Annotated in this window: 18 protein-coding genes; 4 read left to right on the top strand and 14 right to left on the bottom strand. The window is 70.8% G+C overall.

Translation table 11 applies throughout. From position 1 onward, the window contains the following. Positions 1-246: 246 nt before the first annotated feature. Positions 247-1,827, top strand: a complete 1,581-nt coding sequence (locus ACFYY2_RS09640; RefSeq protein ID WP_388739431.1) for a purple acid phosphatase family protein — start codon at positions 247-249, stop codon at positions 1,825-1,827. A gap of 63 nt (positions 1,828-1,890) precedes the next feature. On the opposite strand, the gene ACFYY2_RS09645 is transcribed toward ACFYY2_RS09640, so the two are convergent. The 7 genes from ACFYY2_RS09645 to ACFYY2_RS09675 form a co-directional block, all read right to left on the bottom strand. Continuing rightward, the gene (locus ACFYY2_RS09645; RefSeq protein WP_388739434.1) at positions 1,891-2,880 is read right to left on the bottom strand and encodes an NAD(P)H-dependent flavin oxidoreductase; all 990 of its coding nucleotides are present in this window, start codon (positions 2,878-2,880) and stop codon (positions 1,891-1,893) included. Next, positions 2,877-4,496, bottom strand: a complete 1,620-nt coding sequence (locus ACFYY2_RS09650) for an AMP-binding protein (RefSeq protein ID WP_388739436.1) — start codon at positions 4,494-4,496, stop codon at positions 2,877-2,879. Before ACFYY2_RS09650 ends, ACFYY2_RS09645 begins: the two co-directional genes overlap by 4 nt. After that, positions 4,493-5,371 (bottom strand): enoyl-CoA hydratase/isomerase family protein, encoded by an 879-nt coding sequence (locus ACFYY2_RS09655; protein WP_388739439.1) that lies wholly within the window; start codon positions 5,369-5,371, stop codon positions 4,493-4,495. The genes ACFYY2_RS09650 and ACFYY2_RS09655 overlap by 4 nt, the downstream gene beginning before the upstream one ends. 1 nt (position 5,372) lies before the next feature. Further along, positions 5,373-6,578 carry a CaiB/BaiF CoA transferase family protein gene (locus ACFYY2_RS09660; protein ID WP_388739441.1) on the bottom strand — a complete coding sequence of 402 codons (1,206 nt, stop codon included), beginning with the start codon at positions 6,576-6,578 and terminating at the stop codon, positions 5,373-5,375. Continuing rightward, entirely contained in the window at positions 6,575-7,345 is a 771-nt protein-coding gene (locus tag ACFYY2_RS09665) for an enoyl-CoA hydratase/isomerase family protein (protein WP_388739444.1), read from the bottom strand. The genes ACFYY2_RS09660 and ACFYY2_RS09665 overlap by 4 nt, the downstream gene beginning before the upstream one ends. 28 nt (positions 7,346-7,373) lie before the next feature. After that, positions 7,374-8,303: a hydroxymethylglutaryl-CoA lyase gene (locus tag ACFYY2_RS09670; RefSeq protein ID WP_388739447.1), complete on the bottom strand. Its 930-nt coding sequence runs from the start codon at positions 8,301-8,303 to the stop codon at positions 7,374-7,376. Positions 8,304-8,365: 62 nt separating this feature from the next. Next, positions 8,366-8,851, bottom strand: a complete 486-nt coding sequence (locus ACFYY2_RS09675) for a MarR family winged helix-turn-helix transcriptional regulator (protein ID WP_388739449.1) — start codon at positions 8,849-8,851, stop codon at positions 8,366-8,368. Between the two features lie 109 nt (positions 8,852-8,960). On the opposite strand from ACFYY2_RS09675, the gene ACFYY2_RS09680 reads away from it, so the two are divergent. Together ACFYY2_RS09680 and ACFYY2_RS09685 are read left to right on the top strand one after the other, a co-directional pair. Beyond that, entirely contained in the window at positions 8,961-10,316 is a 1,356-nt protein-coding gene (locus ACFYY2_RS09680) for an MFS transporter (protein ID WP_388739452.1), read from the top strand. Positions 10,317-10,563: 247 nt separating this feature from the next. Then, positions 10,564-12,516 carry a LamG-like jellyroll fold domain-containing protein gene (locus ACFYY2_RS09685; protein ID WP_388739455.1) on the top strand — a complete coding sequence of 651 codons (1,953 nt, stop codon included), beginning with the start codon at positions 10,564-10,566 and terminating at the stop codon, positions 12,514-12,516. An 83-nt stretch (positions 12,517-12,599) separates the two neighbouring features. On the opposite strand, the gene ACFYY2_RS09690 is transcribed toward ACFYY2_RS09685, so the two are convergent. From ACFYY2_RS09690 to sigJ, 7 genes are all read right to left on the bottom strand, one after another. Next, positions 12,600-13,172, bottom strand: a complete 573-nt coding sequence (locus ACFYY2_RS09690; protein ID WP_388739457.1) for a hypothetical protein — start codon at positions 13,170-13,172, stop codon at positions 12,600-12,602. Between the two features lie 48 nt (positions 13,173-13,220). Continuing rightward, positions 13,221-14,633: a S8 family serine peptidase gene (locus ACFYY2_RS09695; protein WP_388739459.1), complete on the bottom strand. Its 1,413-nt coding sequence runs from the start codon at positions 14,631-14,633 to the stop codon at positions 13,221-13,223. A 133-nt stretch (positions 14,634-14,766) separates the two neighbouring features. Further along, positions 14,767-16,272, bottom strand: a complete 1,506-nt coding sequence (proP, locus tag ACFYY2_RS09700; protein ID WP_388739462.1) for a glycine betaine/L-proline transporter ProP — start codon at positions 16,270-16,272, stop codon at positions 14,767-14,769. A 473-nt stretch (positions 16,273-16,745) separates the two neighbouring features. Beyond that, on the bottom strand, positions 16,746-19,913 hold the full coding sequence (locus ACFYY2_RS09705; RefSeq protein ID WP_388739465.1) for a discoidin domain-containing protein: 3,168 nt from the start codon (positions 19,911-19,913) through the stop codon (positions 16,746-16,748). 303 nt (positions 19,914-20,216) lie between these two features. Continuing rightward, positions 20,217-20,780: a GNAT family N-acetyltransferase gene (locus ACFYY2_RS09710; RefSeq protein ID WP_388739468.1), complete on the bottom strand. Its 564-nt coding sequence runs from the start codon at positions 20,778-20,780 to the stop codon at positions 20,217-20,219. A gap of 238 nt (positions 20,781-21,018) precedes the next feature. Continuing rightward, on the bottom strand, positions 21,019-21,762 hold the full coding sequence (locus ACFYY2_RS09715; protein WP_388739471.1) for a DUF1838 family protein: 744 nt from the start codon (positions 21,760-21,762) through the stop codon (positions 21,019-21,021). A 254-nt stretch (positions 21,763-22,016) separates the two neighbouring features. Next, positions 22,017-22,931: an RNA polymerase sigma factor SigJ gene (gene sigJ, locus ACFYY2_RS09720; protein WP_388739473.1), complete on the bottom strand. Its 915-nt coding sequence runs from the start codon at positions 22,929-22,931 to the stop codon at positions 22,017-22,019. 100 nt (positions 22,932-23,031) lie between these two features. Between sigJ and ACFYY2_RS09725 the strand changes: the two genes are divergently transcribed. Beyond that, on the top strand, positions 23,032-23,406 hold the full coding sequence (locus tag ACFYY2_RS09725) for a hypothetical protein (RefSeq protein ID WP_388739476.1): 375 nt from the start codon (positions 23,032-23,034) through the stop codon (positions 23,404-23,406). Positions 23,407-23,429: the final 23 nt, after the last annotated feature.

Below are 23,429 nucleotides of genomic sequence, written 5' to 3' on the forward strand. Positions count from 1 at the left end.
GCCCGCCGGGGACCGGGGTGAGCCCCGCGCGGGAAGGTGCGGGACGCCCTGCGCCCGCCCGCGGGCAGGCCGTGCTCGTGAGGAAGGCCCAGGTGGGGGGAGTCGGTGACCCCCGCCGCGCGCACCGGCCGACAGTGTGTCCGCCGCCTCACTCCGTGTCCGCTATAGGAACTCATGGAGGGTTGTACGTGCAGTGTTCACGTACCTGACGGAATCCGGTCAGTATTCCGGTGGATGTTTTCGGCCATGGACATCCCCCGTTTCGGAATCCCCGAGAAGCTCGCCGACCGCATGAGCATGGCCGAGCAGCACGAATACCTGCGCACCAAGCTGACCCGCCGCCGTGTCCTCCGCACCGGCGTGGCCACCGCGGCCGTCGCGGGCACCGGACTGGCGGCGTCGGGCCTGGTCTCCCCGTCCGCGTACGCCGCCGGGCCGGACGTGATCACGTCGCACCACAGCACGACGCAGGTGGACGGTTCGCTGGTCGCCCCCTTCGGCAGGCACCTCGCGTACGGGGCGGACCCCAAGACCCAGATGGCGGTGTCCTGGCAGGTCCCCTTCGCGGTGAAGCGGCCCTACATCCGCATCGGAAGCAAGCCATGGGCCCTCAGCCGCAAGATCGAGGCCGAGGTGCGGCACCTGACGACGCCGATGCTCAACGGCGGCAAGATCGCGGCCGCCGAGCAGTACTACGTGCACGCCGCCCTGGAGCGGCTGAAGCCCGGCACGACGTACTACTACGGCGTCGGTCACGACGGATTCGACCCCGCCGACACCCGTAACCTCGGCACACTCGGCACCTTCACCACCGCGCCGGAGCGCGCCGGGGCGTTCACCTTCACGGCCTTCGGAGACCAGGGCGTCAGCTACCACGCGCTCGGCAACGACCAGCTGATCCTGGGGCAGAACCCCGCCTTCCACCTGCACGCGGGTGACATCTGCTATGCCGACCCGTCCGGCTCCGGGCAGACCTCCGACACCTACGACGCCCGGACCTGGGACCAGTTCCTGGCCCAGACCGAGACGGTGTCCAAGACCGTGCCGTGGATGGTGACGACCGGCAACCACGACATGGAGGCCTGGTACTCGCCGAACGGCTACGGCGGCCAGAACGCCCGCTGGACCCTGCCCGACAACGGCCCGGACCCCGTCCACCAGCCCGGCGCCTACTCCTTCACACACGGCAACGTCGGCGTGATCGCGCTCGACGCCAACGACGTCTCGTACGAGATCCCGGCCAACTTCGGTATCAGCGACGGCAAGCAGACGCGCTGGCTCGACCGGCGCCTGGGAGAGCTGCGGGCCCGCCACGACATCGACTTCGTCGTGGTCTTCTTCCACCACTGCGCGTTCTCCACGACCAACGCACACGCCTCGGACGGCGGCGTCCGTGACGCCTGGGTGCCGCTCTTCGAGAAGCACCAGGTGGACCTGGTCATCAACGGCCACAACCACGTCTACGAGCGCACCGACGCGATCCTGAAGAACGCCGTCAAGCGCCCGGTCCCGATCGGGGAGCGCACCGACCCCACGCGGGACGGCATCGTGTACGTCACGGCGGGCGGTGCCGGCAAGGCGCTGTACGACTTCCCGGCACCGGACAGCTACGAGGGCCACGTCGCGGACCTGGAGAGCGTGAACACCTACCACGTGGTCAAGGGCGGCGGAAAGGCCACCGAGACCGTGGAATGGTCCCGGGTGCGCTACACCGGCTTCTCCTTCCTCGCGGTCGAGGTGGAGGCCGGACGGCACCCCCGCATGAAGGTCACCGCGCTCGCCGAGTCGGGAGAGCGCATCGACCACTTCGAGATCAGCCGGGGCTGACGGCGGCGTGGCCGGTACCTCCGCGGAGATACCGGCCACGGGCCCGGGGCCCCGTCCCGACCGTCACCCGGTCACGACGTGCTGCGCGCCGGTGATCTGCGGCAGGGGCAGACGGCCGAGCGCGGTCAGGTATTCGGCGACGATGCGCTCGATCACCTCCGCCGCGGGCAGGATCGCGTCGACGAGGCCGGCCGACTGGCCCGCCTCGACCTTCCCGTCGCCGATCCGGCCGTGCAGCGCGGCGTCCTTGAGGCTGGAGGACCCGAACGCCTCACGCCGTGCGTCGAGTTCGGCACCGGACTCCTCAAGGTGCCGCATACGGGCGGTGAAGTCGTTGTCCAGGGCGCGTATGAGACCGAGACCACGGCCGACCGTACGGGTGTCCTCCACGCCCGCGGCGAGGACCGCGGCCTTGTACTCCGCGTGCACGGTGGCCTCCTCCGTGGCGAGGAACCGCGTCCCGAACTGGGCGGCGCCCGCTCCCAGGGCGAGCATCGCGGCGAGCCCCGCGCCGTCCGCCACACCGCCGGAGGCGATCACGGGCAGGTCCGGCACGGCCGAGACGACGGCGCGGACGAGCACCTGGGTGGTCACCATCGCGGGCGGCGGATGCCCGCCGGCCTCGGCTCCGACGACGACCAGGCCGTCCACGCCCGCATCGGCCGCCTTGCGGGCGTGCTCGACACCCGCCACGACGTGCAGGCACACGGTGCCCACGTCGTGGAAACGCCGCAGATAGCGGCGCGGTCCGCCCTGCGAGGCGATGAGCACCGGGGGCCGCCGGGCGAGGAGCAGGTCGATGACGTCGTCCGCCCCCGCGCGGTACAGGGGCAGGTTGACCCCCCAGGGCAGGTCGGTCCCCGCGGCCGTCTCGTCGAGCACACGCGCGAGGTCGTCCAGGCGCATGGGCCCGGCGGCCACGACCCCCAGCCCTCCGGCGCGGCTGACCGCGAGGGGCAGAGCCGAGCTCGACGAGGCCCACGACATGCCCGCCTGGACCACCGGGAGGCGCGTGCCGAGCAGGCGCGTGACCGGGGTGGGGATGCTGATCATGCGGACACCTCGTGTTCCGGCCCGTCGAGGAGCCCGCGGGCGTGCGCGGCCAGCCGGTTGCGCTGGATCTTGGAACTGGCGGTCATGCCGATACTCTCGAAGCCCTCGACGATGCGCAGATGACGGGGAACCTTGAAGCCTGCCATGCGGGTTCGCGCCCACGCGATCAGCTCGTCCTCGGTGGTCCCGGGTCCGGTCAGCACGACGAACGCGAAGGGCACCTCGACCAGCCGTTCGTCCGGGACGCCGACCACGACGGCCTGCCGGACCTGCGGGTGGCGGTGGAGCGTGTTCTCCAGATCGGCGGGTGCGACGTTCTCCCCGCCCACCCGGATGATGTCCTTGGTCCGCCCCACGAAGTGCAGGCGCCCCGTGGCGTCGAGAGCTCCGACGTCGCCGGTGGCCAGCCAGCCGTCGGAGTCGATGACGGCCGCGGTGGCCTCGGGGGCGTCGAGGTAACCCCGCATCACGTTCCATCCGCGCACCAGGATCGAACCGGGCTCTCCGGGGGCGCAGTCCCGGGTGTCGTCCGCGGCGCGGACGCGTACCTCGACGCCTGGTTGCACCAGCATCGCACCGGACGCCCTCACCTCCTCGTCCTCCCACCAGCAGGACTGGGCGACGTTCGGGGACGCCTCCGACAGCCCGTATCCCGCGACGCACTCGGCGGCTCCCAGCTCGTCGATCACCCTGCGGATCACCGTCGGGGAGGCCGCGACCCACGCGCCCCTGAGGCGGAGGGCCCGGTGCGCCCGGTCGGGGTGGTTGAGCAGCATCAGTGCGATGGTGTCGTTGCCGGAGAAGTGGGTGCAGCGTTCCCGCTCCATCAGCCGCAGCGCCTCGGCCGGCTCGAACTTCGGCATCGTCACCAGGGTCGTGACGTGCTGAATCGACGCCAGCACGGACAGCGTGCTGCCGGCGACGTGGAAGAAGGGCCGGGCACTGTGGAAGCGGTCCCCGGGGCGCAGGCCGAGGCGCGCACCGGAGAAGAACGCGTCGGCGCACATGCTGCGCTGGGTGAGGAGTACGCCCTTGGGCCGGGAGGTCGTCCCGGAGGTGTACTGGACGAGCAGGACGTCGTCCGGGGTTCCGGTCGCCGGGGCCTCTCCGGCGCCCTCGGACAGGAACCGCGGCCAGGACGTGGCCCAGCCGGGCACCTCGTCCCCGCACACGACGACCCGGCGCAGGCCGGGCAGCCGGGCGCTGGTGGCGGTGCCGTCCGCGCCGATGCCGAGTGCGTGGAGGATGCCGAGGAAGTCGACGCGCAGCACCCGGTCGGCGACGAACAGCGTGGTGACCCCGGCGTGGACGAGGGTGTGTTCGACCTCGTCGGCGGTGTACCGGGTGTTGACCGGCACGGTCACCGCGCCGACCGATCCCAGAGCGACGAACAGCGCCACCCAGGTGGGGCCGTTGCCGAGGCACAGACCGACACGGTCGCCCCTGCCGATGCCGGCGGCGACGAGTGCGGACCGGATACGGGTGACCTCGGCGGCGAGCGCGCCGTAGGTGAGGCGTTCTCCGGCGGTGACCACCGCCTCCACGTCCGGGGCGAGCAGCGCCGCGCGTTCCAGCGCCTCGTGGGCGGTCAGGGGACAGGCCTGCCTGAGGTTCATCGCTGCTCCTCGTCGGTGGTCACGGGGCTGTCGGTCACCGGATCCCCGGTCAAAGGCCGGTCGGTCGCGGAACCGCCGGAGCCTCGCCGTGAGAAGCGGTCCACGCCGTCGCGCCAGCCACCGTCGGACAGGCACTGTTCGATGGCGGACATCTCGATCCGTATGCCCCGGTCGAGGTCGGTCTCACTGCCGAGGTCGACGGCCCGCTTGGTCAGGGAGATGGCGAGGGCGGGTGCACCTGCGATGGCTGTGGCGACGTCCGCTCCCGCCTGTGCCAGCAGGTCGTCGGACACGACGCGGGATACGACGCCCAGGTCCAGAGCCTCGGCGGCGGACATGGAGCGCCCCGTGAAGAGGAGTTCCTTGGCGCGGCGCTTGCCGATGGCCCGTTGCAGGCGCTGGGTGGCGCCGACCGTGCCCCAGTGCGGTTCGGGGAAGCGGAACGTCGTGCTCTCGGCGGCGACGGCGAAGTCAGCGGCGAGCGTGATCTCACCGCCGGATCCCACGACCGCGCCGTGCACGAGGGCGACGACGGGGCGGCGGCACTCCTGGACGGCCTGGTAGGCGGCGAAGGAGGCGAGCCGCCGGCGGCGGACCCAGGCAGCGTCCCGGCCGGCCCGTTCCTTGAGGTCGGCCCCGGCACAGAAGGCGGGCCCGCGCGCGGAGAGGAGCACCACGCGGACGTCGTCGGCGGCGTCGAGTTCCTCGAACACGGACCGCAGTTCCCGGCACATGCGGAGGTCGACGGCGTTGCGGGCTTCGGGCCTGGCCAGTTCGACACGGGCGATGCCGTCGGTGACCGCACACGTCACGCGGGGTGCGTCCGGGCGGGACGGTCCGTCTGCGGTGGTCGTCCCGGAGTCGGTGGTGGTCATCTCAGATCACTCCCGCGGCCCGCAGGCCCTCGATCTCGTGGTCGTCCAGGCCCGCGAACCGGGCGAGCACGGCCTCGGTGTCGGCACCCAGCAGCGGTGGGGTCCCCGCGGGCACCGGTTGCCCGCCGGTCTCGCGCAGCGGTGTGCGCAGGGCCCTGAAGGTGCCCTCGGTGGGGTGCTCGAACTCGGTGACGACTTCCCGCGCCCGTGCCTGCGGGGCGGCCAGGGCCTCGCGGACGTCCCGGACCTCCCCTGCCGGTACGTCGGAGGCCCGCAGGTCCTTCAGGAGCTGTTCGCGGTCCCGGCCGCCGATGGCGGTGCGCAGGGCGGTCATCACGCGGTCCCGCTGGGAGACGCGTCCCGCGTTGTGCCGCAGGGCCGGATCGGCACCGAGCTCCGCGAGGCCGAGCACCGAGCACAGCGGCGCCCAGTGCTGGTCGCTCCCGCTGATGTGCAGCCAGCCCCCGTCCGCGGTCCGGAACGCCGCGGACGGCACGCGCCCGGGGTGCTGGGTGCCGGTGCGCACCGGGTCCTCGTCCAGCGCGAACAGCCGGGCGGCGTTGAGGGCCTGCAGACTGAGCTGCACGTCCATCATGGAGACGTCGAAGTGGCGGCCGCGCCCGGTGACACCGCGGCCGGCCAGCCCGGTGAGGGCGGCTATCGCGATCCAGAGGCCGGACGTCATGTCCGCCACCGGTATGCCCGCCTTGCTGGGCGGGCCCTCGGGCTCACCGGTCATGGCCATCACCCCGGACAGGGCCTGGAAGACGGTGTCGTAGCCCTTGCGCAGGCGGTCGGGGCCGCTCTGCCCGAAACCGGTGGCCGAGATGTACACGAGTCCCGGATTGTCGGTGCGGAGATCGTCGTACCCCAGGCCCAGCCGGTCCATGGCGCCGGGGAGGAAGTTCTCCACGAGGATGTCGGCCCGGCCGGCGAGTCTGCGGGCGACGTCCTGCCCGCGGGGGTCCTTGAGGTCCAGGGTGACCGAGTGCTTTCCGCGGTTGAAGGCGAAGAAGTAGGCGCTCTCACCGTGCGGGAGACGGGGTTCGAAGGCGCGCGTCTCGTCGCCACCGCCCGGCCGTTCGACCTTGATGACGGTGGCTCCCTGCTCGGCCAGGATCTGGGTGGCCATCGGGGCGGCGAGCACCCGGGAGAAGTCGAGGACCGTGATGCCGTCGAGCGGCCCCGGCGTGGTGCTGCCGGTCACCTGCGGAACCCCCGCATCAGTGCGTTGACGTCCTGGCCCGCCCGCATCGCGGCCTCGGTGGGCAGGTCCCCGACACGGTAGAACAGGTCCTTCGCCGCCCGGAGCGCGCGGGGTTCGACCGCCGCCCACCGCTGCGCGATCTCCAGCGCCGAGTCGACCACCCGGTCCGGTTCCACGACGCGGTTGGCCAGGCCGTGTTCCAGGGCCTCGTCGGCGGTCAGCAGTCTGCCCGTGCTGATCAGTTCGAAGGCGAGCTTGCGGTTCAGGTGCCGCTGGAGTCCCGTCATGACCAGGGCCGGGACGATGGAGTGCCGGAGTTCGGGGTAGCCGAACTTCAGGTCCGTCGCCACGACCGTCATGTCGGCGCCGATGGCGAGCCCTGCCCCGCCGCCCACGGCCGCACCGCGGACGGCGGCCACGACGGGCGTGCCCATCCGCTGCATCTGGGTCTGTACGCGTGCGGTCAGTTCCGCCCGTTCCAGGACGGCCTCCGGCCGGTCCGGGGTGAGGCCGGAGAATTCCGACAGGTCGGCGCCGGCGCAGAAGGCGCGGCCCGCGCCGGTGAGGACGACCGCGCGGACCCGCTCGTCGTCCTCGGCCGCGGTGAGCGCGGCGCTCAGGGCGCGGGTGAGCGTGGTGTCCAGGGCGTTGAGCTTGTCGGGGCGGTTGAGGGTGAGGACGCGGACGGACTCGCGGTCCTCGACGAGCAGTGTGCCGGAGGCGGCGGCGGCCGTGTCGGCGGGCTGCCCGCTGGTCGTGACGGTCACAGAAGGTTCTCCTCGGTGGGGCGGGGGGTCAGGCGGCGGTGGAGGGCTGGAATCCGGCGCGGGCCACCATGCTGTGCAAGGGGCGGCCCAAAGCCGCCTCGCAGGCCCGGGACGCGGCGGCGAGTGCCTCCAGGTCGATGCCGGTGTCCACGCCCATGCTTTCGAACAGGGACACCAGGTCCTCCGTGCACACGTTCCCCGTGAGGCCGGCTCCATAGCCGATCTTCGACGGGTGGCCGCCGACTCCTCCCAGGGCGCTGTCGAAGTGCCGGCAGCCCGCCTCCAGGGCGGCGACCGCGTTGGCGACGGCCGTCCCGCGGGTGTTGTGGAAGTGGGAGATGAGCGCGAGTCCGGGGTGGGCGCGGCCCAGGCGTTCGAAGAGGGCGGTGACCGTCCTGGGAGTGGCGACGCCTGTCGTGTCCCCCAGGGTGACGGCGTCCGCGCCGAGTTCGACGAAACGGGCGACGTCGTCGGCCACGCGCCCCGGGTCCACCCGCCCTTCGAAGGGACAGCCGAACGCGACGGACACGACACCCACGAGCCGGAAGCGCCCGTCCGCGAGGGCGGCCATCTCCTCGACGCGCCCCCACTGCTGCGCGCGTGTGCTGCGCAGGTTCCTCTGCGTGTGGCTCTCACTGGCGGACACCAGCAGGCTCAGTTCCTCGGCGCCCGCGCCGCGTTCGAGATCGGCCAACGCCCGCTCGACGGCACGTGGGTTCGGGCATGTCGCCTTGAACGCCACTCCGGGCCGTCGGGTGACGCCCGCCAGGACCTCACCGGCGTCCGCGAAGGCGGGCACCCACTTCGGATGGCTGTAACTCGTCGCCTCGATGCGGCGGAAGCCCGCCTCGGCGAAGGCGTCCAGCAGTGCGATCTTGTCCGCGGTCGGCACGAACGTGGGTTCGTGCTGCAGCCCGTCCCGGGCGAAACACTCGCAGATGGTGACCATGTCGGTCATCGAGCCACCTCCTCAGGATGACGCGACCACTTCTACGCCCCACGTGTTGATAATGTCAACACCTAGCTCTCGTCGAGGTGCTCCCGCTCCCGCTTCTCCAAGGACAGTGCCAGGTCCGCCAGCTTCTCCAGTGCGCGCCCCAGGATCTCCGCCTCGTCGTCGGAGAGCAGCGCCGTGAAAGCCGCGTCCCGCTCGTTGGCGGCCGCGATGAGGCCCCGGTACGCATCGACCCCGGCATCGGTCAGTGCCAGTTGCCGACTGCGGCCGGCGCCTTCCGTGCGGCGGACGAGATCGCGTTCGACCAGGCCGCGCACGACGCGGCTCATCTGGGCCTTGTCCAGACCCGCCCGTCGGGCGAGGCGGTTGAGCGTCAGGGTCGGATCGGCCGCGATGAGCGCGATGGTGCGCCATTCGCCGAGGCTCACGTCGAACTCCCGGCGGTATCTGAGCGCGGCGCTGCGCGACAGGGCCGACGACGTCCGCGAGAGCCGGTAGGACAGCAGTTCGGAGATCGGCGCCAGGTCCCGGCCGTCATCAGGTTTCACCATGGGCCGCATGGTATCTCCGTTGAAGGTGTTGACTTTATCAACTTGGGCATCGGAAACTCGCCATGCCCGCCGCTCTCGGCGACATACCTCGACAAAGGAGTCGTACGTCGTGGCCGACCCCTCGACCTCCATCGCACCGCAGGACGCAGTCGACACCTCCGAAGTCGACCGCGCGGCGACCTATCGCACCATCGCCTGGCGCGTCATGCCGCTCCTGGTCATCTGTTACGTCGTCAGCTTCATCGACCGCACCAACATCGGGATAGCCCAGCAGGGTCTCGAGAGGGACCTCGGCTTCGGCTCCGCCGTCTACGGCCTCGGCGTCACCCTGTTCTTCGTCGGCTTCATCCTCTTCGAAGTGCCGAGCAGCGCCCTGCTGGCCCGGCTCGGCGCACGCAGGACGATGGTCCGCATCATGGTGTCCTGGGGTGTCGTCACCCTGGGCACCTCCCTGGTCCACGACGAGATCACCTTCTACGTCGCGAGGTTCCTGCTCGGAGTGGCCGAGGCCGGCTTCTTCCCCGGTGCCCTGTACTTCCTGTCCCGCTGGTTCCCCTCCGCGCGGCGCACGCGCATGACCGCGGTGTTCTTCGCGGGCGTCCCCGTCTCCGGCGTGCTGGGCTCCCTCATGTCCGGCAGCATCATGAAGGCCTTCGACGGCAGCACGGGGCTCGCCGACTGGCAGTGGCTGTTCATCATCGAGGGGATTCCCCCCATCCTCCTCGCCGGTGCGGTGATGCTGTGGCTCGTCGACGAGCCGGAGCAGGCGCGCTGGCTGAGCCCCGCCCAACGGGCCGCCGTCCGCGAAGACCTCGACGCGGACCAGCGGCGCAAGGCCGGGAAGACGTCCGGCCGGGGACACGGCGGACTCCTCCTCGCCCTCAAGGACCCCAAGGTGTGGACCATCGGCCTCTGCGCCTGCGGCGCCTACACGCTCGCCAACGCCGTGTCGTTCTGGACACCGCGGATCATCGCCGACGCCGGCGTGGGCGACGTCCTGGACCTGGGCCTGTTCTCCGCGCTGCCGCCGCTGCTCGGCATCGTCGTCATGCTGATCGTGGGACGGCACTCCGACCGCACCCTGGAACGCCGCTGGCACGCGGCCCTCAGCTGGACCGTGGCGGCCCTGGCCATGATCGCGATCTCGCTGTCCGGGGACGATGTCGCCCTGGTCGTCGCCCTCCTGGCCGTCCTGGCCGCCGCGCACTACTCCGGCCTCACCGTCTTCTACTCCATCCCGTCCATCTACCTGGGCGAACGCGCGGCGGCGACCGGTATCGCCCTGGTGACCTCCATGGGCTCCTTCGCCGCCGCCGCATCGCCGTCCCTGCTCGGATTCATCCAGAGCAGCACGGGGAGCCTGTCGCTCGGCCTGCAGATCAGCGCCGGCATCGTGCTGCTCGCCGTCGTCCTCCTGCTCGTCGGGGTCAAGGCGAAGGACCTGCGGGAGGAGCGCCCCACCTGACGACGCCGGTGCGAGCGCGAGCCCGGGGAGTGTGGCCCCTCGGCCCCCCGCCCGGTCGGCCGGGCGGGGGCCCAAGCCGTCCTCCTTCCTCACCTTCCGGCTGTTTTCGGGGCCATGGTGATCGATGCGCACTTCTCGACGTATACAGACGCCCGACCCCCGATGGTCATCTCGCGTACGCCCGGTTCGAGGAGCTTTTGACTCACGTCATTGCTTTGCGAACCATCGACCCGAGAAGGACCCTCACATGCCCCACACCGGTGACACCGAGTCACACGAGCCGAGCGGACAGAACAGGCGGGGCTTCCTGCGGAACGCGGCTCTGGCCGGGGCGGGCGCGGCCGCCGCGAGCGTCGGCGTGACCACGGTAGGCGCCACGTCCGCGTCCGCCGCGGATTCCGCCCGGCATGGCGGGACCGGCACGTGGAGCCCGGATCCGGCCTCCCTGCAGTTCACCCTCGCGGTCATGCCCGACACCCAGTTCCTCTACTGGGGCAGTCAGGACAGCGTCAACAGGACCCCGCAGGAGGAGTCCTTCCGCTACATCATCGAGAACAGCGGCAACCCCGAGGCCAACATCGTCTTCATGGCGCATCTCGGTGACCTCACGCAGGACGCCGATCCGCTGTCGTTCGAGCAGGTCGACAAGGCCTTCGGGGTGCTGGACAAGCACGGTGCCGCGTACAGCGTGCTGGCCGGCAACCACGACGTCACCGGCGACGACAGCCGCGGCGACACGCCCTACCTGCGCACCATGGGCCCGCAGCGCTTCAAGCGGGCCAAGACGTTCGCCGGCGCGGACCGGACCGGCTACAACACCGCGCACGTCTTCGAGGCGGCCGGCCGCTCGTGGCTGCTCCTCGCCCTGGACTGGCGGACCACCGACCAGGGCTTCGCGTGGGCCAACGAGGTCATCAAGGCACACCCGAAGATGCCGGTGATCCTCACCTCGCACGACATCGTCGCCTCGCCGTACGATGACAACGTTTTCCCCTACGAGTCCGGCGACCCGGAGGACAACGCCGTGCTGTCCGGCTACGGGCAGACCGTCTGGGACAAGCTGATCAACGACAACGACCAGATCTTCCTGACCCTCAACGGTCACTACTGGCCGCCCGGGCGCACGACCAAGAAGAACGGCGCCGGCAACGACGTCGACATGCACATCACGAACTACCAGAACCGCTACTTCGGTGGCGGCGGCATGATCCGGCTGTACCACTTCGACCTGGCCCGGGACACGATCGACGTCGAGACGATCAACCCCTGGATCCTCGCCCAGGACCCCGACTCCCGTAACGACCTGGCCGCCGAGCACGCCAGGATCACGGGCCCGGTCGACAACTTCTCGATCCCGATCGACTTCGAGAAGCGGTTCTCCGGCTTCATCCCGATCCCGGTCCGCCCGTCCCGCCCGGCCCACCGCCAGCTGGTGAAGGGCACAGTGGCGTACTGGCGCTTCGACGGACAGGGCACCCCCGGCGCCTCACTCGGCGCGGGCCAGAAGATCCGTGACCTGTCGGGCAAGGGCAACGACCTGACCGTGATGACCGTGCCGGGCACGGCTGACGGCGCGCTGTCCTGGTCCGCCGAACACCACCCCGACCAGCCCGGCCACGCCAGCCTGAAGTTCGCCGGCGGCAGGAACCCGGTCAACGGCTCGTATCTGACCACCGGGGCGAAGGCACCTCTGAACACCGAGACGTTCAAGGGCGGGTACACGATCGAGACCTTCGTCATGATGCCGCTGGACTGGGACGGGGGCAGGAACGGCAACGCCTCGATCCTCAGCCGCCGGGGCGCCGCCGGGGACGCGGGCAAGCACGGCAAGAACACGGACCCGAAGGAGCCGCTGGCCCAGCTCGCCATCACGAACAACGGCCGCGAGGCGCAGTTCAACCACTACCCGACGAACACCACCTACCCCACGACCAACTGGGGCCACGGCATGCCGGAACTCAAGTGGTTCCACCTCGCAGTCGTCAACGACGGCAGCCACACCAAGCTGTACGTCGACGGCGCTCCGGTACTCGACAACCCGAGCAGGGTGTCCGCGGGCCTGACCTCGCTCGGACTGCCCTGGCTCGTGGGCGGCCACGAGTACGCGGGCGCGGTCGACGTCGTCTTCCACGGCAACGTCGGCGACATCCGCATCGTCGGCCGGCCGCTGCCCCACAGTGAGTTCCTGACGGCCGAGTAGGCCGTTCGCCCCGCGTCCGCGATGTCGTCCTCCCGATCCGCCACGGAGACACGTGCCGGATCGGGAGACAGGTCAGGGGTACCTCAGAAGGCCTCCTCGCCCTGTCCCAGTCCGAGGCCGGTGGTCCAGGAAGTGAACGACACACCCGCTTGGTAGATCTCGCTGTCGCCCGGCGCGTAGAAGTACGTGCTGCGGCTGGAGGCGTCGGGCATGGCCAGCTTCAAGGCACTGACCTTGATGGTGTGTTCGGGAGCGTCGGAGATGTTGTAGATCGCGGTGGTGTGCAGGGGTGAGTCGGGCCTCAGCACGAGCGTGCCGCCCCGGCCGTTCACAGTGACCGGGGCGGGCGTGCCGTCGTCGGACTTCCTGACGGTGATCAGCGGGGTGTCCGGCAGGGTGCAGACGACGCCGTCGTGGGCGAGCAGGGTCAGGTCGAACCTGCGCTTGCTGAGACCGGCCGTGTATCCGCCGAAGTGGAACGAGACGTCGTCGATGGTGCACGGACGGGGCTTCGTCGGCTCGGCCTGTCGGCGGCTCGCGGCGGGGGCGCCCGCCGTCGGACGGTCACCGATGGTGGCGCTCGCCACCGCCGCACCACTCAGCAGAAGGGTGGCGGCCGCCGCCGCGACAGCGGCGGCACGGGAGTTGAGACGCATGAGGTATCTCCACGAACAGTAGGGAATGCGGATGGGCGACGCGTGCGGTCAGAACGCGCCGAGTCCGCGCGGAACACCCAGACCGGTCGGCCCGTCCCAGCCGGGGCCGGCGTTGCACAGCGCGGGACCGACCCCGGGATACGAGGCGCACTGGTGGTAGGTCTCGTTGTTGCCGCTCGTGACGTCCGTGAAGGCGGCCTTCGGCGCCCGGTAGAGGCTCCTGGGCCCGTCGACGGCCGAGAGGTGCCCGGTGCGGGTGAACAGCCCGGCGACGTAGGGCGCCGACGCGCTGGTCCCTCCGGCCACGACCCAGTTGTTGGGTTCGCCGCTCTGCGGTGCGTAGGTGTCGTACACGGCCACACCGGTGGCGGGGTCCGCGACCGCCGAGATGTCGGAGGCAGCCCGGTGCCCCCCGCAGGCGGCGGTGACCGAGGACGGCTGGCCCTCGGCGGCCGGGAGGGCCAGTTCGCACCCGCTGCCCGCGGCGTACCAGGCGGCCGGCTTCTCGCCGTCGGCGGGCAGGGTGACGCCGCCGACGCTGATCACGGACGGCAGGGCGGACGGCCAGAGCTGGTGCACACCCCCGTTGAAGCCCGCGTCGCCGGTCGACGCGGTGATGGCCACGCCCTTGTGGTCGAGAGCGGTGCGGCGGAAGCCGTGCGTGTTCTGGACGTCCGCGCTGAAGCCGTAGCTGATGCTGACCGCCGAGGCGCCCGCGGCCACGGCTGTGTTCACCGCCTGCGCGAAGTCAGCGGTCGACACGTCGTTGTCGTCCTGGGCGTCCTGCCAGGGTACGGAGATCTCCAGCAGACGGCAGGAGGGGCAGGCCGCGGAAGCCATGTCGAGGTCGAGGGCCGTCTCCAGCGCCGCGCCCTCCTCCATGAGCCGGCCCTGGGCCCCCGTCTGCGGGGCGGGCCGCTTGCCGCCGTCGTAGTTCATCAGGGAGAGGCAGCCGGAGGCGACGGTGCACGGCGGAAGGCCGAACGTCTTGCGGTAGACGGCGAGGTCGTTCTCCAGCGTCGGATAGACACCCGCGTCGATGATGGCGATGGTGCCGGTGCCGCGCGAGGCGGCGGGCAGCCCGTAGGCGGTCTGCAGATCGGCGGGACCGTAACCGGCGGGCGCCTGAGCCCGCAGCGGTGTGTCACTCCCGGCGTCCTCGGTGACGACCTCGGCGTGGCACAGGGGGCAGACCGAGCGCGAGCCGTGGTGCTTCAGAAGTGTGCCTTCCCGCACCTGCTGGTGCAGACGGGCGACACCCTCGCCCGAATTCGCCTCACCCGTCAGCCGTGTGACGGGTAGTGGGGAGATGACGGCCGCGTCCGCGGTGGGCGCAGCCGAAGACGGCGCCGTGTTCGCCGTGAGCGCGGAGCACACCAGCCCGGTGACCGCTGCCGTGGCCAGCGCCCACTGGCGCGTCCCTCTCGCTGATCCTGCCCATGCCCGTATCCGTCGCCTCACGCGCCCTCACTTCACTCGGTGGTTCGGGGCTCTTCGCATCTCGACATGGAGAACCCCTGACACTCTTGCAACGGAGCTGCTGACGCCTTGAGTTGTGTGTTTGTGATCACACCAGGGTGGGGCGCGGATCAGGTCACTTCGTGTCGCTGTCCCTCCTCAACGGATGCCGCATCCGGATCCACATGTCACGTGCCTGTCTGCCCGCGCGTGTCCTGCTCCGCGCGACGAGGACGCGCGCCTGTTCCGCCGTCTCCACCATGGGACCGGAGCCGCGCAGCGGCTTGCCCGCGGTCTCGTGCAGGAAGAAGGTGGCGACGAGACCGACGACGCCCGCGACCATCAGGTAGTACGCCGGGACCATGTCGTCGCCGGTCGCCTCCACGAGGGCGGAGGCGAACAGCGGTGTGGTCCCGCCGAACACGGACACGGAGATGTTGAAGGCGATCGACAGGGCGCCGTAGCGGATACGTGTCGGGAACAGTGCCGGGAGCGTCGAGGCCGAGGCTCCCGCGAAACAGACCAGCAGCAGCCCGAGAACGCCGCAGCCGATCGCCGGCAGCAGGATGCCGCCCTCCTGGATGAGCAGGAAGGCGGGAATCGCCAGGGCGACGAGTGCCACGCTCCCCGCCATGAAGACGGGCCGGCGGCCCCAGCGGTCCGACGACCTGCCGACCATCGTGATGGTCAGCACCACGAGCAGCATCGTGCCCAGCACGAGCAGTTGGGACGTCGTCTCCGGCTCACCGAGCGTCCCCGACATGTAGGTCGGCAGGTAGGAGGTCACCATGTAGTTCGTGACGTTGTAGACCAGCACCAGGCCCATGCAGATGAGCACTGCCTGCCAGTGACCGGTGAAGATCTCCTTGAGCCGGCCCTTGCCGGACTGACGCGCCTGCTCGACGGGGTCGCCCTCGGCCAGGGCCTCGGCCTGCGCTTCCTCCTCACGCTGGAAGACGGGGGTCTCCTCCAGCTTCAGCCGCATGTACAGGCCGATCAGGCCGAGCGGCCCGGCGACGAAGAAGGGAATGCGCCAGCCCCAGTCCGTCAGCCCGTCCGTACCGAGCACCGCGGTCAGCACGGTGACCAGTCCGGAGCCCAGCGAGTATCCGACGAAGGTTCCGAAGTCCAGCCAACTGCCGAGGAGTCCGCGGCGTTTGTCCGGTGCGTACTCCGCGATGTACGTCGTGGCGCCCGCGTACTCGCCCCCGGTGGAGAAGCCCTGGACCAGACGGCACAGCAGCAGGAGCAACGGAGCGGCGAAGCCGATCGTGGAGTAGGAGGGGAGGAAGCCGACGGCGAAGGTGCTCGCCGCCATCATGATCATGGTGATCGCCAGCACCTTCTGGCGCCCCACACGGTCGCCCAGCGGGCCGAACACCAGGCCGCCGAGCGGACGCACGAGGAAGGCGGCGGCGAAGGTGGCGAAGGTGGACACCACCTGCGCACCGGGCGAACTCGACGGAAAGAAGACCTTGCCGAGGGTGCCGGCCAGATAGGCGTACACACCGAAGTCGAACCACTCCATGGTGTTCCCGAGTGCCGCCGCCGTCACGGCGCGACGCACCTTCGGGGGGTCGGTGACCGTCACGTCCTCGGCGGCCAACGCCTTCTTGCGGCGCCGCAGGAGCGTCCGCAGCATCCGGTCGGTCGCCCCCCGGTCACCTCGGCGGCGGGGAGCACCCGGCTGTCGTCTCGGTCCCGGCATGACTGTCCTGCCCTCTGCTGTAGCGCTGCACAAGTCGCCGCACCGCGCGGCGCCGCCATCTGGTCCTTCGTAGGGGCCCACCTTGTCCGCAGGTTCCCCGGAACGTCGCGTGACTGTGCCGAGGGAGTGAGTCAGGGGACCCGTACGGACGAGGCCGGACAGGTGAACGCGTACGCACGTCGCGGCGCTGCGGGCCGCCACGGGCGTGGCCGGTGGATCAGGCGCCGCCGCAGGCGGTTCCGCGCCCTCGGCCGCCGCTGCACCGTGGTGGTCATGCGCTCCTGTTCAGCACGGGAGGCGTACATGAAGGCGCCCCGCCGAGGACCGTGGGCACTCGGCGGGGCGCCACACCCGCGCGTGCGCGAAGTCTCCGACGGGGCATCACCCCGGCCGGACCGAAACGTGTCCTATCGAGGCATCACCGACAGCGACCTGAGCCGGGCGTGTCCCTTGCGCCACCCCGACACGTCGAGTGCCACATAGCGAGCGGTGGCCTGGGTCGTCAGGCCCCGTACGGCGGTGAGGCCCTGAAGGGTTCCCTTCTGCCCGTACGTGACGCCGTCGTCGCTGAACTCGACCGTCGCGCCCGGAACGCGCCCCGGCGTCCACTCCGTCAGGACCCGCCCGATGGGCAGGGAGGCACCGAGATCCACCACCAGCCGGGCTGCGTCCGAGCCGGGCGTCCACGAGGTCCCGGAGTCCCCGTCCACCGCGGCCGCGGGGTCGGACATACCGTCGGGGAGCGGGCCGGTCGGGAACGTCTCACAGCCGAGGGCCGCGTCGTCGAGCGGATAGGCGGTCGTGCCCCGCACGGACACCTTGCGGGGCCTGCCCCGCCGCAGCCGGACCCGCATCCGCCGGCCGTCGTCGGTGGTCACGACCAGATCGCAGGCCGGCCCGGTCAGCAACAGGGTGGACGCGTCGACGACATCCGCCCGGACGCCCGCCGGGACCGCCGCTCCGGTCGCCGAACGCAGGGTGAACCGCGCTGCGGCTATCTCGGCCGTCGCCGCGGCGAGCTCGGCGGTGAAGTCGGTGCCCGCCGGCGTCACGATCTGCGAGCCGGCGTACAGGCGGAGGCCGTCGTCCTGCCGGGGCACGGAGACCACGGTGGTCACCGGCGCGGACGAGAGGTTGAACAGACTCAGATGGCCGCCGACGGTGCTGGCGTGGACGACGGGGTCCTGAGCCAGCGGTGCCTTCCGGGACGCGGCGGCCTTCACCTCGGCGGGCTCCCCGGACGGGTGGCCCTCCACGGTCAGTGCTTCCGCCGGGCCGTCGGAAAGGATCACGACGTCGCCGTAGACGGCGAGAGGATTCCCGCCACCGCGTACGACCAGTCCGGCCCGTCCGTCCACCGACAGCCAGCCGCCGCGGCTCGTCAGGTCCGCCTCGGGGAACCGGGCAAGATCTGTCCAGGTCTTCCCGTCGTCGGAACCCTGCACCCGGTACGCGGTCGCGGCCGCGGTCTCCCATGCCAGGGTGAGGCGGTCGAACTCCGTGGTGCTGCCGAGGTCCACGCTCAACCAGCTGTCCTGACGACTCCGTTCGCCGACGGCCACGGCCCAGCGCGTGCCCGCGTCTCCGTCGAGCACGCGCTCCGCCCCGTAGCCCGTCGCCGCCGACGAGGCCGTGGCCGTGCGGCCGCGGGCGAGGTCGGGACCGCCTTCGCCGTTCGTGACACTGAAGGTGTAGAGGGAGTACCCGTACTGCGGGTGACCGGAGACACCCTGCATGCGTACGTGGCGGCAGGAACTCCCTGGAAGCGCCAGCGTGTCGACGCGCGGCCCGGGCTTGACCTTGACGTCGCCGCTGTCCGCGGAGCCCACCTCGGCCGAGCCGTCCGCCGCCGTGTACGTGCGCCTGCCGTCCAGTCCGGCGAGTCCCGGCATGGTGAGGTTGTGCACCCGCAGGCGCCCCTCACCGGGGGCCGTACCGCTGGTCGCGTAGACGACGGCTCCGGAGGGCAGTGTGGTGAAACCGGCCAGTCCGGAGTCGAGTTCGAGCAGGGTGGCAGTGGCGTCGAGGCCGTCGCGCACCTTCGTGTACGTGGTGACCGAGCGGTGCAGTACCTTCGCCCCGGTGGAGGGCAGGAACACCGGGCTGTTGCCGCTCAGCGCGAACAGCCAGTCGTCATGAGCGGGCTGCCACGCGAACTTGACGAAGCCCGGTTTCGTCACCGACGCCGCCCAGGCCGCGGGGGACTGCTGGACCACCAGCCCGGGACCGGGCCCGAAGTCCCGCACACCCGACGCCTTCTCGAAGAACTCCGCGCCGGACAGCGGGCGTACGATCCCACCGTGCGACGCCCGCCACGTGTGCAGCAGGTAGCTGATGGCGATCTCGGCCCGGGCCTCGGGCTCGTACTTCGCCTCACCCGAGAACTTGGCCAGCCGGTGGACCGGAGCATAACCCTGGTAGGGGATCAGCCGTTCCGCCATCGCGGCCTCGGCCCAGGCGGCGGCCCGGTCGCCCGTCACCTGCGCGAGGAAGGCCAGCGGAATCACATCACGGCCGTAGAGGTGCTCGCGGTCGGCCACCATGGGCATCAGCGGTTCCCCCGCGTCGCTCATGACCATCAGGAGGGTCCGCCACAGCGGCCCCGCGTTCGGCTGCGCCGTCAGGACCTGTGGCATGGGGCGTCCCGCGGTGATGAAATGAGCCGCGTTCCGGCCGGAGGTGCGCCACAGCTCCTCCTGGTAATGAGGGCCGAAGGACTCGTGGTTCTCGACGATGAACGTGTCGTAGAGGTTCGTCGCGGTGTTCGCGTTGACGGGCACGCCGTCGACCCGAGCGGGGTTGGCCAGGTCCGCGGCGGGCAGGCCCGCTTCGTTCCTGGTCCAGCGGCCGAAGGCGGCCTCCCAGTCGCCGTGACGGGGATCGGAGGAGGACCAGGCGAGGCCGGGTGCCAGCGACTGGGCGTAGACGCCCATCTCCTCCAGCTTCGTGTCGCCGACGAAGCCGCCCTTGAGCCCATTGGCCGTCCAGCCTCCGGAGGCGGGGTCGGCCGCGGTCCCCAGCGCCGTCGTGTACTGCGCCTGTTCCGCGGCGATCGTCTCGACGTTCTGCCGGGTGGCGGCGTCCAGTTGGTCCCAGAGCAACCTGGCCGCGAGTACGAAGTACAGCTGGAAGGTGGTGTCGAAGAACAGTTTCCGGCCCCATTCCGTCCCGCCCGTGAGGCGGTTGGAAGCGGCGAAGTGCTTGATGGTGGCCAGTGTGCGGCTGAGGAGCACGTCCTTGGCGATGCCGGCGCGCTCGGCGTCGTAGGTCCCTTGGGTGAGGAGTACCGCATGGCCGAGTACGACGGCGAAACCGAAATCCTTGGCCGTGTAGTGGCCGAGTGCATCGTCCCACTGGGTCTCCGCCCAGCGGGTGTGGGTGAGCAGGACCTGGTAGTAGGTGGCCGCGACGCCGTCCTGGTCCGCCACGTCGGCGGGACGGACACCGGGGCGGGCGGGCCCTGCCGCTGCCGCCGCTCCGGTGGTGAGGGGCAGGGGGCTCGCGGCCAGAAGGCCTGCCAGTCCTGCGAGTTGCACGAAGCGGCGCCTGTCGTAGTGAGCCGGGTCGCTTGCCATGGGTCCTCCGAAGAGTGCTGACAACGTTGTCAAAGTGGTGGCTCATTTTTTACCCCGTCCGAGCGGCCGTCAAGGGCCCTGACCGTCTGATGTGCGATGGAGACCCGAACCCCCGGCACCCGGCACCGGACCGCACACCGCACACGCGCTCCGTCTGCGTACGGTGAGGCCCTGCTGGCCAGTGGCCGAGTGGCCCTCAGTGCGACTGCGACTGCGACTGCGACTGCGCTGCGCCCGTGACCGCGACTGTGGCCACGTCCGCGCCCGTGACCCCGACTGAAGGCCCCTTGCCGGCAGGCTCGTTCACTGCCGGCTCGGTGCCGGGCCCTCCGCTCGGCGCGGTGTCCAGTCCTGGGCGAGGAGCCCGAGCACCACCTCGTCCAGGAACTCGCCCATCACCCAGGCCGAGGAGCGCAGCACACCCTCGCGGACGAAGCCGTTGCGCCCGGCGGAGCGCAGCATGGCGGTGTTGTCCGACAGGGCCTCGATCTGCAGTCGCTGCAGGCCGCGCACGACGAAACCGTAGTGACACAGGACCGCGACCACGTCCGTTCCGAAGCCACGTCCGCGGGCGTGCGGGAGCAGGCCCAGCCCGATGTGCGCGGTCCGGTTGTGGGTGTCGATGCCCCACAGCGCCGCGGAACCGGCGAGCGTGCCGTCGGCCAGATCCACCACCGAGAACTGGACATGCCACTCCTCGTCGTCGTCCACCACGAAGTGCGAGCCCTTCGACCCGGGCGTGACCGGACGCCACGGACGGCCCTGGGATCGCGCGTGGTTGACGACGTCGTCGTGGAGTTCCGTCTGGAGGACCGGAATGTCGTCGTCGTGCCGGGCCCTCAGCCCGACCTTGTCGCCCTTCAGCATTCGGACTTCCTATCCGACCTGGTGTGCCGACGGCAATCGGATAAGCGCCGCCCACCGCCGTGCGCCGCCTGACGGTGAGGGCGTCCCCGGTGATCCGGGCCTCCCCTGTGCGGAGGCGGCCCCGGCGAAGGGAGTGCCGCCCGCACCCCGGCCGGGGATCGCCACTCTGTGGCGACGCCCACGAGGGGCCGCGTACCCGTCCAGTGGGCCGGGCGACGATGTCGTCGGCCGGATCCGGTCAGCTGGGCGGGTTGAGCTTGCGGTAGTACGTCCAGCTGGTCTCGTTGGGCTCGGTCCACTTCTCCGGGGCATGGGCGAACGCAGGGTTGCGGTCTGCGATGTACGCGCGCGTGCGCTCGGGGACCTCGGCGTACGAGCCCAGCTTCCGTCCACGGCAGTGAAAGGTGAGCCCTCCGGGCCGCTGCCCGCGCGCCATCCACGGAAGCCACGGGGACATCCGCGTCCACGACATGGTCGCGGGGACACTCGGTGCGGAACCGGCCAGATCGGCGCGGTCGGCGAAGAACTGGAACAGCTCCAGGGCCTTGTAGGTGTCACCGGCCGAGTGGACGGGGTAATCGGCCACCGGCAGCGGCGAGGGGTAGGAGAGCGGGATCTCCAGACTGAAACAGACCTGCGCGCCGAGATCGGTCGTCGGGACCGGGAAGGGACGCCACTTCTGGTTCGCCGGGTCGTTCCAGACGTGTACCACCGGCAGGTCCTGCCAGGTCTCCAGGATCTCGCGCGTGACGGGGTCCAGATAGAACGCGGCCTCGCGGGTCAACAGTTGATACGCGCCCGGGTCGGTGCCGTCCTGGACGAGGCGGGCGACATTGAGCCCCTCGAAGCCGAAGACACGCTGGTAGGGCTCGTCGGGTGCCCAGGAGTAGACATCTCCCGACCACCAGTACGTGACCTCCTCGCCGTCGAGTGAGGCCCTGGTGCGGGCGAGGGAGCGGAGCGCCTCTGCGGGGTTCGTCATACGCCGTACTGTGCGCGACGGCCACCCAGACCGGCAAGTTCCGCCTGGAGCACGCGAGGTGGTGGTGCGGCTCCACCACCCGGACGCGCACCGCGGGGACGGCGTCTCCTGAATTCCGTGGCCTGCACCACCACTCCGCGGGGGCACCTACCGGCCCGGGCCCCGGCCCAGGCATGTGTTTCAGCCCGGACACCTGCTGCCCGTCCTCGAACGCCTCAGCGGTGTCACGTCCGGTGGTCCCGAACCTGCTGTCATCAGCTTGCAGACGCCCACGGCCGCAGTTTCTCCGGATTGCGGACCGCCCAGATGCGCGTGACTCGTCCGTCCTCCACGTCGAACGACGCCACGGTCATCACGACCCCCGCGTGCACGGCCACCAGCCCGGGCGCACCGTTGACCGACCGCTCCAGGAGTTCGAGCCCCGGAGCCCTGTCCGCGAAGACCGCCATGTACTGGGCGATGCGAGGGCCGCCCTCGACCGGGCGGAGAGCGGCGCCGGCCGCGCCGCCGCCGTCGGCGGTCATCACGGCGGCCGGATCGAGCAGGCCCACGAGGGCGGCGATGTCCTTGGCCTCCCAGGCCGTCTTGACCCTTCTCACCACCTCGGCCCGACCGGTCGCCGCTACCCGCGTGTACGGGACGCTCACCCGCCTTCGGGCGGAAGCCGCCAGCTGCTTGCACGCCGGAGGCGTCCGCCCGAGAACCAGCGCTATCTCGGCGAACGGATACCTGAACACGTCGTGCAGGACGAAGGCCACCCGCTCGGCGGGTGTCATCGACTCGAGGACGACGAGGAAGGCCATGGTCACCGAGTCGTCGAGGACGATCTGGTCGGCGGGGTCCGCGTGCCCTGCGGGACCCGCGCTGCTCCTGCCCCCCTCCGCGCGGTCGGGCACCGGCTCGGGCAGCCACATGCCCACGTAACGCTCACGGCGGGCCCGGGCGGAGCCGAGCACGTCGAGGCAGATGCGGCTGGTCACCGTCGTCAGCCAGGCGCCGGGGGACAGGATCTCCTCCCGCCGGCTTCGTGACAGCCCGTACCAGCGAGCGTAGGCGTCCTGCACAGCGTCCTCGGCCTCGGTGATCGAACCGAGCAACCGATAGGCGACATTGAGCAGTTGACGGCGCTCACCGGCTACCTCGTCCGGTCCGGTTCCGACAGTCCCCATGTGCCGGCCGCTCCCTCGCCTTACCTTTCGCGTACCCGCGTCGTCGAGTTGTCGAGACTCTATCGATCTGCTGCCCGAGGGCGGAAAAGGGGACCGTGACATGACCACTCAGGAGTCGGCGAGCACGGGGGAACGGCGCAGCTCGTCGTTCGTGCGGACCGCGATCGCCCTGCAGACCCTGACCATCTTCCTCCAGGCGGTGTCCGCAGGGCTGCTGCTCAGCACGTCGTACGGGGAAACGCTGCACAGCGCCGGGGCCCGCGTGATGTACGGGGCGTCGATGCTGTACGTACTCGCGGCGCTGCTGGTGTGGAAGCCGGGTGGCGGACCCGTCCGGCCGGTACTCCACGCATCCGGCTTCCTGGTGCTCGCCTCGGTCCAGGTCGTGCTCGGCATCGCGCACGTCACTTCGGTGCATCTGCCCCTGGGTGTGCTGATGTTCGGCTTGAGCGTGCTGGCCCTGACCCGGCGGTGAGGCAGGTGCCGGGACGGCTCATG

Source organism: Streptomyces sp. NPDC001822 (assembly GCF_042892135.1).
Lineage (GTDB): Bacteria > Actinomycetota > Actinomycetes > Streptomycetales > Streptomycetaceae > Streptomyces.

Excerpts from the sequence above, each read along its gene's own strand:
- proP (WP_388739462.1), bottom strand. The coding sequence starts at position 16,272 with ATGCTGCGGACGCTCCTGCGGCGCCGCAAGAAGGCGTTGGCCGCCGAG.
- ACFYY2_RS09715 (WP_388739471.1), bottom strand. The coding sequence starts at position 21,762 with ATGACGAACCCCGCAGAGGCGCTCCGCTCCCTCGCCCGCACCAGGGCC.
- ACFYY2_RS09640 (WP_388739431.1), top strand. The coding sequence starts at position 247 with ATGGACATCCCCCGTTTCGGAATCCCCGAGAAGCTCGCCGACCGCATG.
- ACFYY2_RS09690 (WP_388739457.1), bottom strand. The coding sequence starts at position 13,172 with ATGCGTCTCAACTCCCGTGCCGCCGCTGTCGCGGCGGCGGCCGCCACC.
- ACFYY2_RS09710 (WP_388739468.1), bottom strand. The coding sequence starts at position 20,780 with ATGCTGAAGGGCGACAAGGTCGGGCTGAGGGCCCGGCACGACGACGAC.
- ACFYY2_RS09675 (WP_388739449.1), bottom strand. The coding sequence starts at position 8,851 with ATGGTGAAACCTGATGACGGCCGGGACCTGGCGCCGATCTCCGAACTG.
- ACFYY2_RS09655 (WP_388739439.1), bottom strand. The coding sequence starts at position 5,371 with ATGACCACCACCGACTCCGGGACGACCACCGCAGACGGACCGTCCCGC.
- ACFYY2_RS09725 (WP_388739476.1), top strand. The coding sequence starts at position 23,032 with ATGACCACTCAGGAGTCGGCGAGCACGGGGGAACGGCGCAGCTCGTCG.
- ACFYY2_RS09705 (WP_388739465.1), bottom strand. The coding sequence starts at position 19,913 with ATGGCAAGCGACCCGGCTCACTACGACAGGCGCCGCTTCGTGCAACTC.
- ACFYY2_RS09685 (WP_388739455.1), top strand. The coding sequence starts at position 10,564 with ATGCCCCACACCGGTGACACCGAGTCACACGAGCCGAGCGGACAGAAC.
- ACFYY2_RS09645 (WP_388739434.1), bottom strand. The coding sequence starts at position 2,880 with ATGATCAGCATCCCCACCCCGGTCACGCGCCTGCTCGGCACGCGCCTC.
- ACFYY2_RS09650 (WP_388739436.1), bottom strand. The coding sequence starts at position 4,496 with ATGAACCTCAGGCAGGCCTGTCCCCTGACCGCCCACGAGGCGCTGGAA.
- sigJ (WP_388739473.1), bottom strand. The coding sequence starts at position 22,931 with ATGGGGACTGTCGGAACCGGACCGGACGAGGTAGCCGGTGAGCGCCGT.
- ACFYY2_RS09670 (WP_388739447.1), bottom strand. The coding sequence starts at position 8,303 with ATGACCGACATGGTCACCATCTGCGAGTGTTTCGCCCGGGACGGGCTG.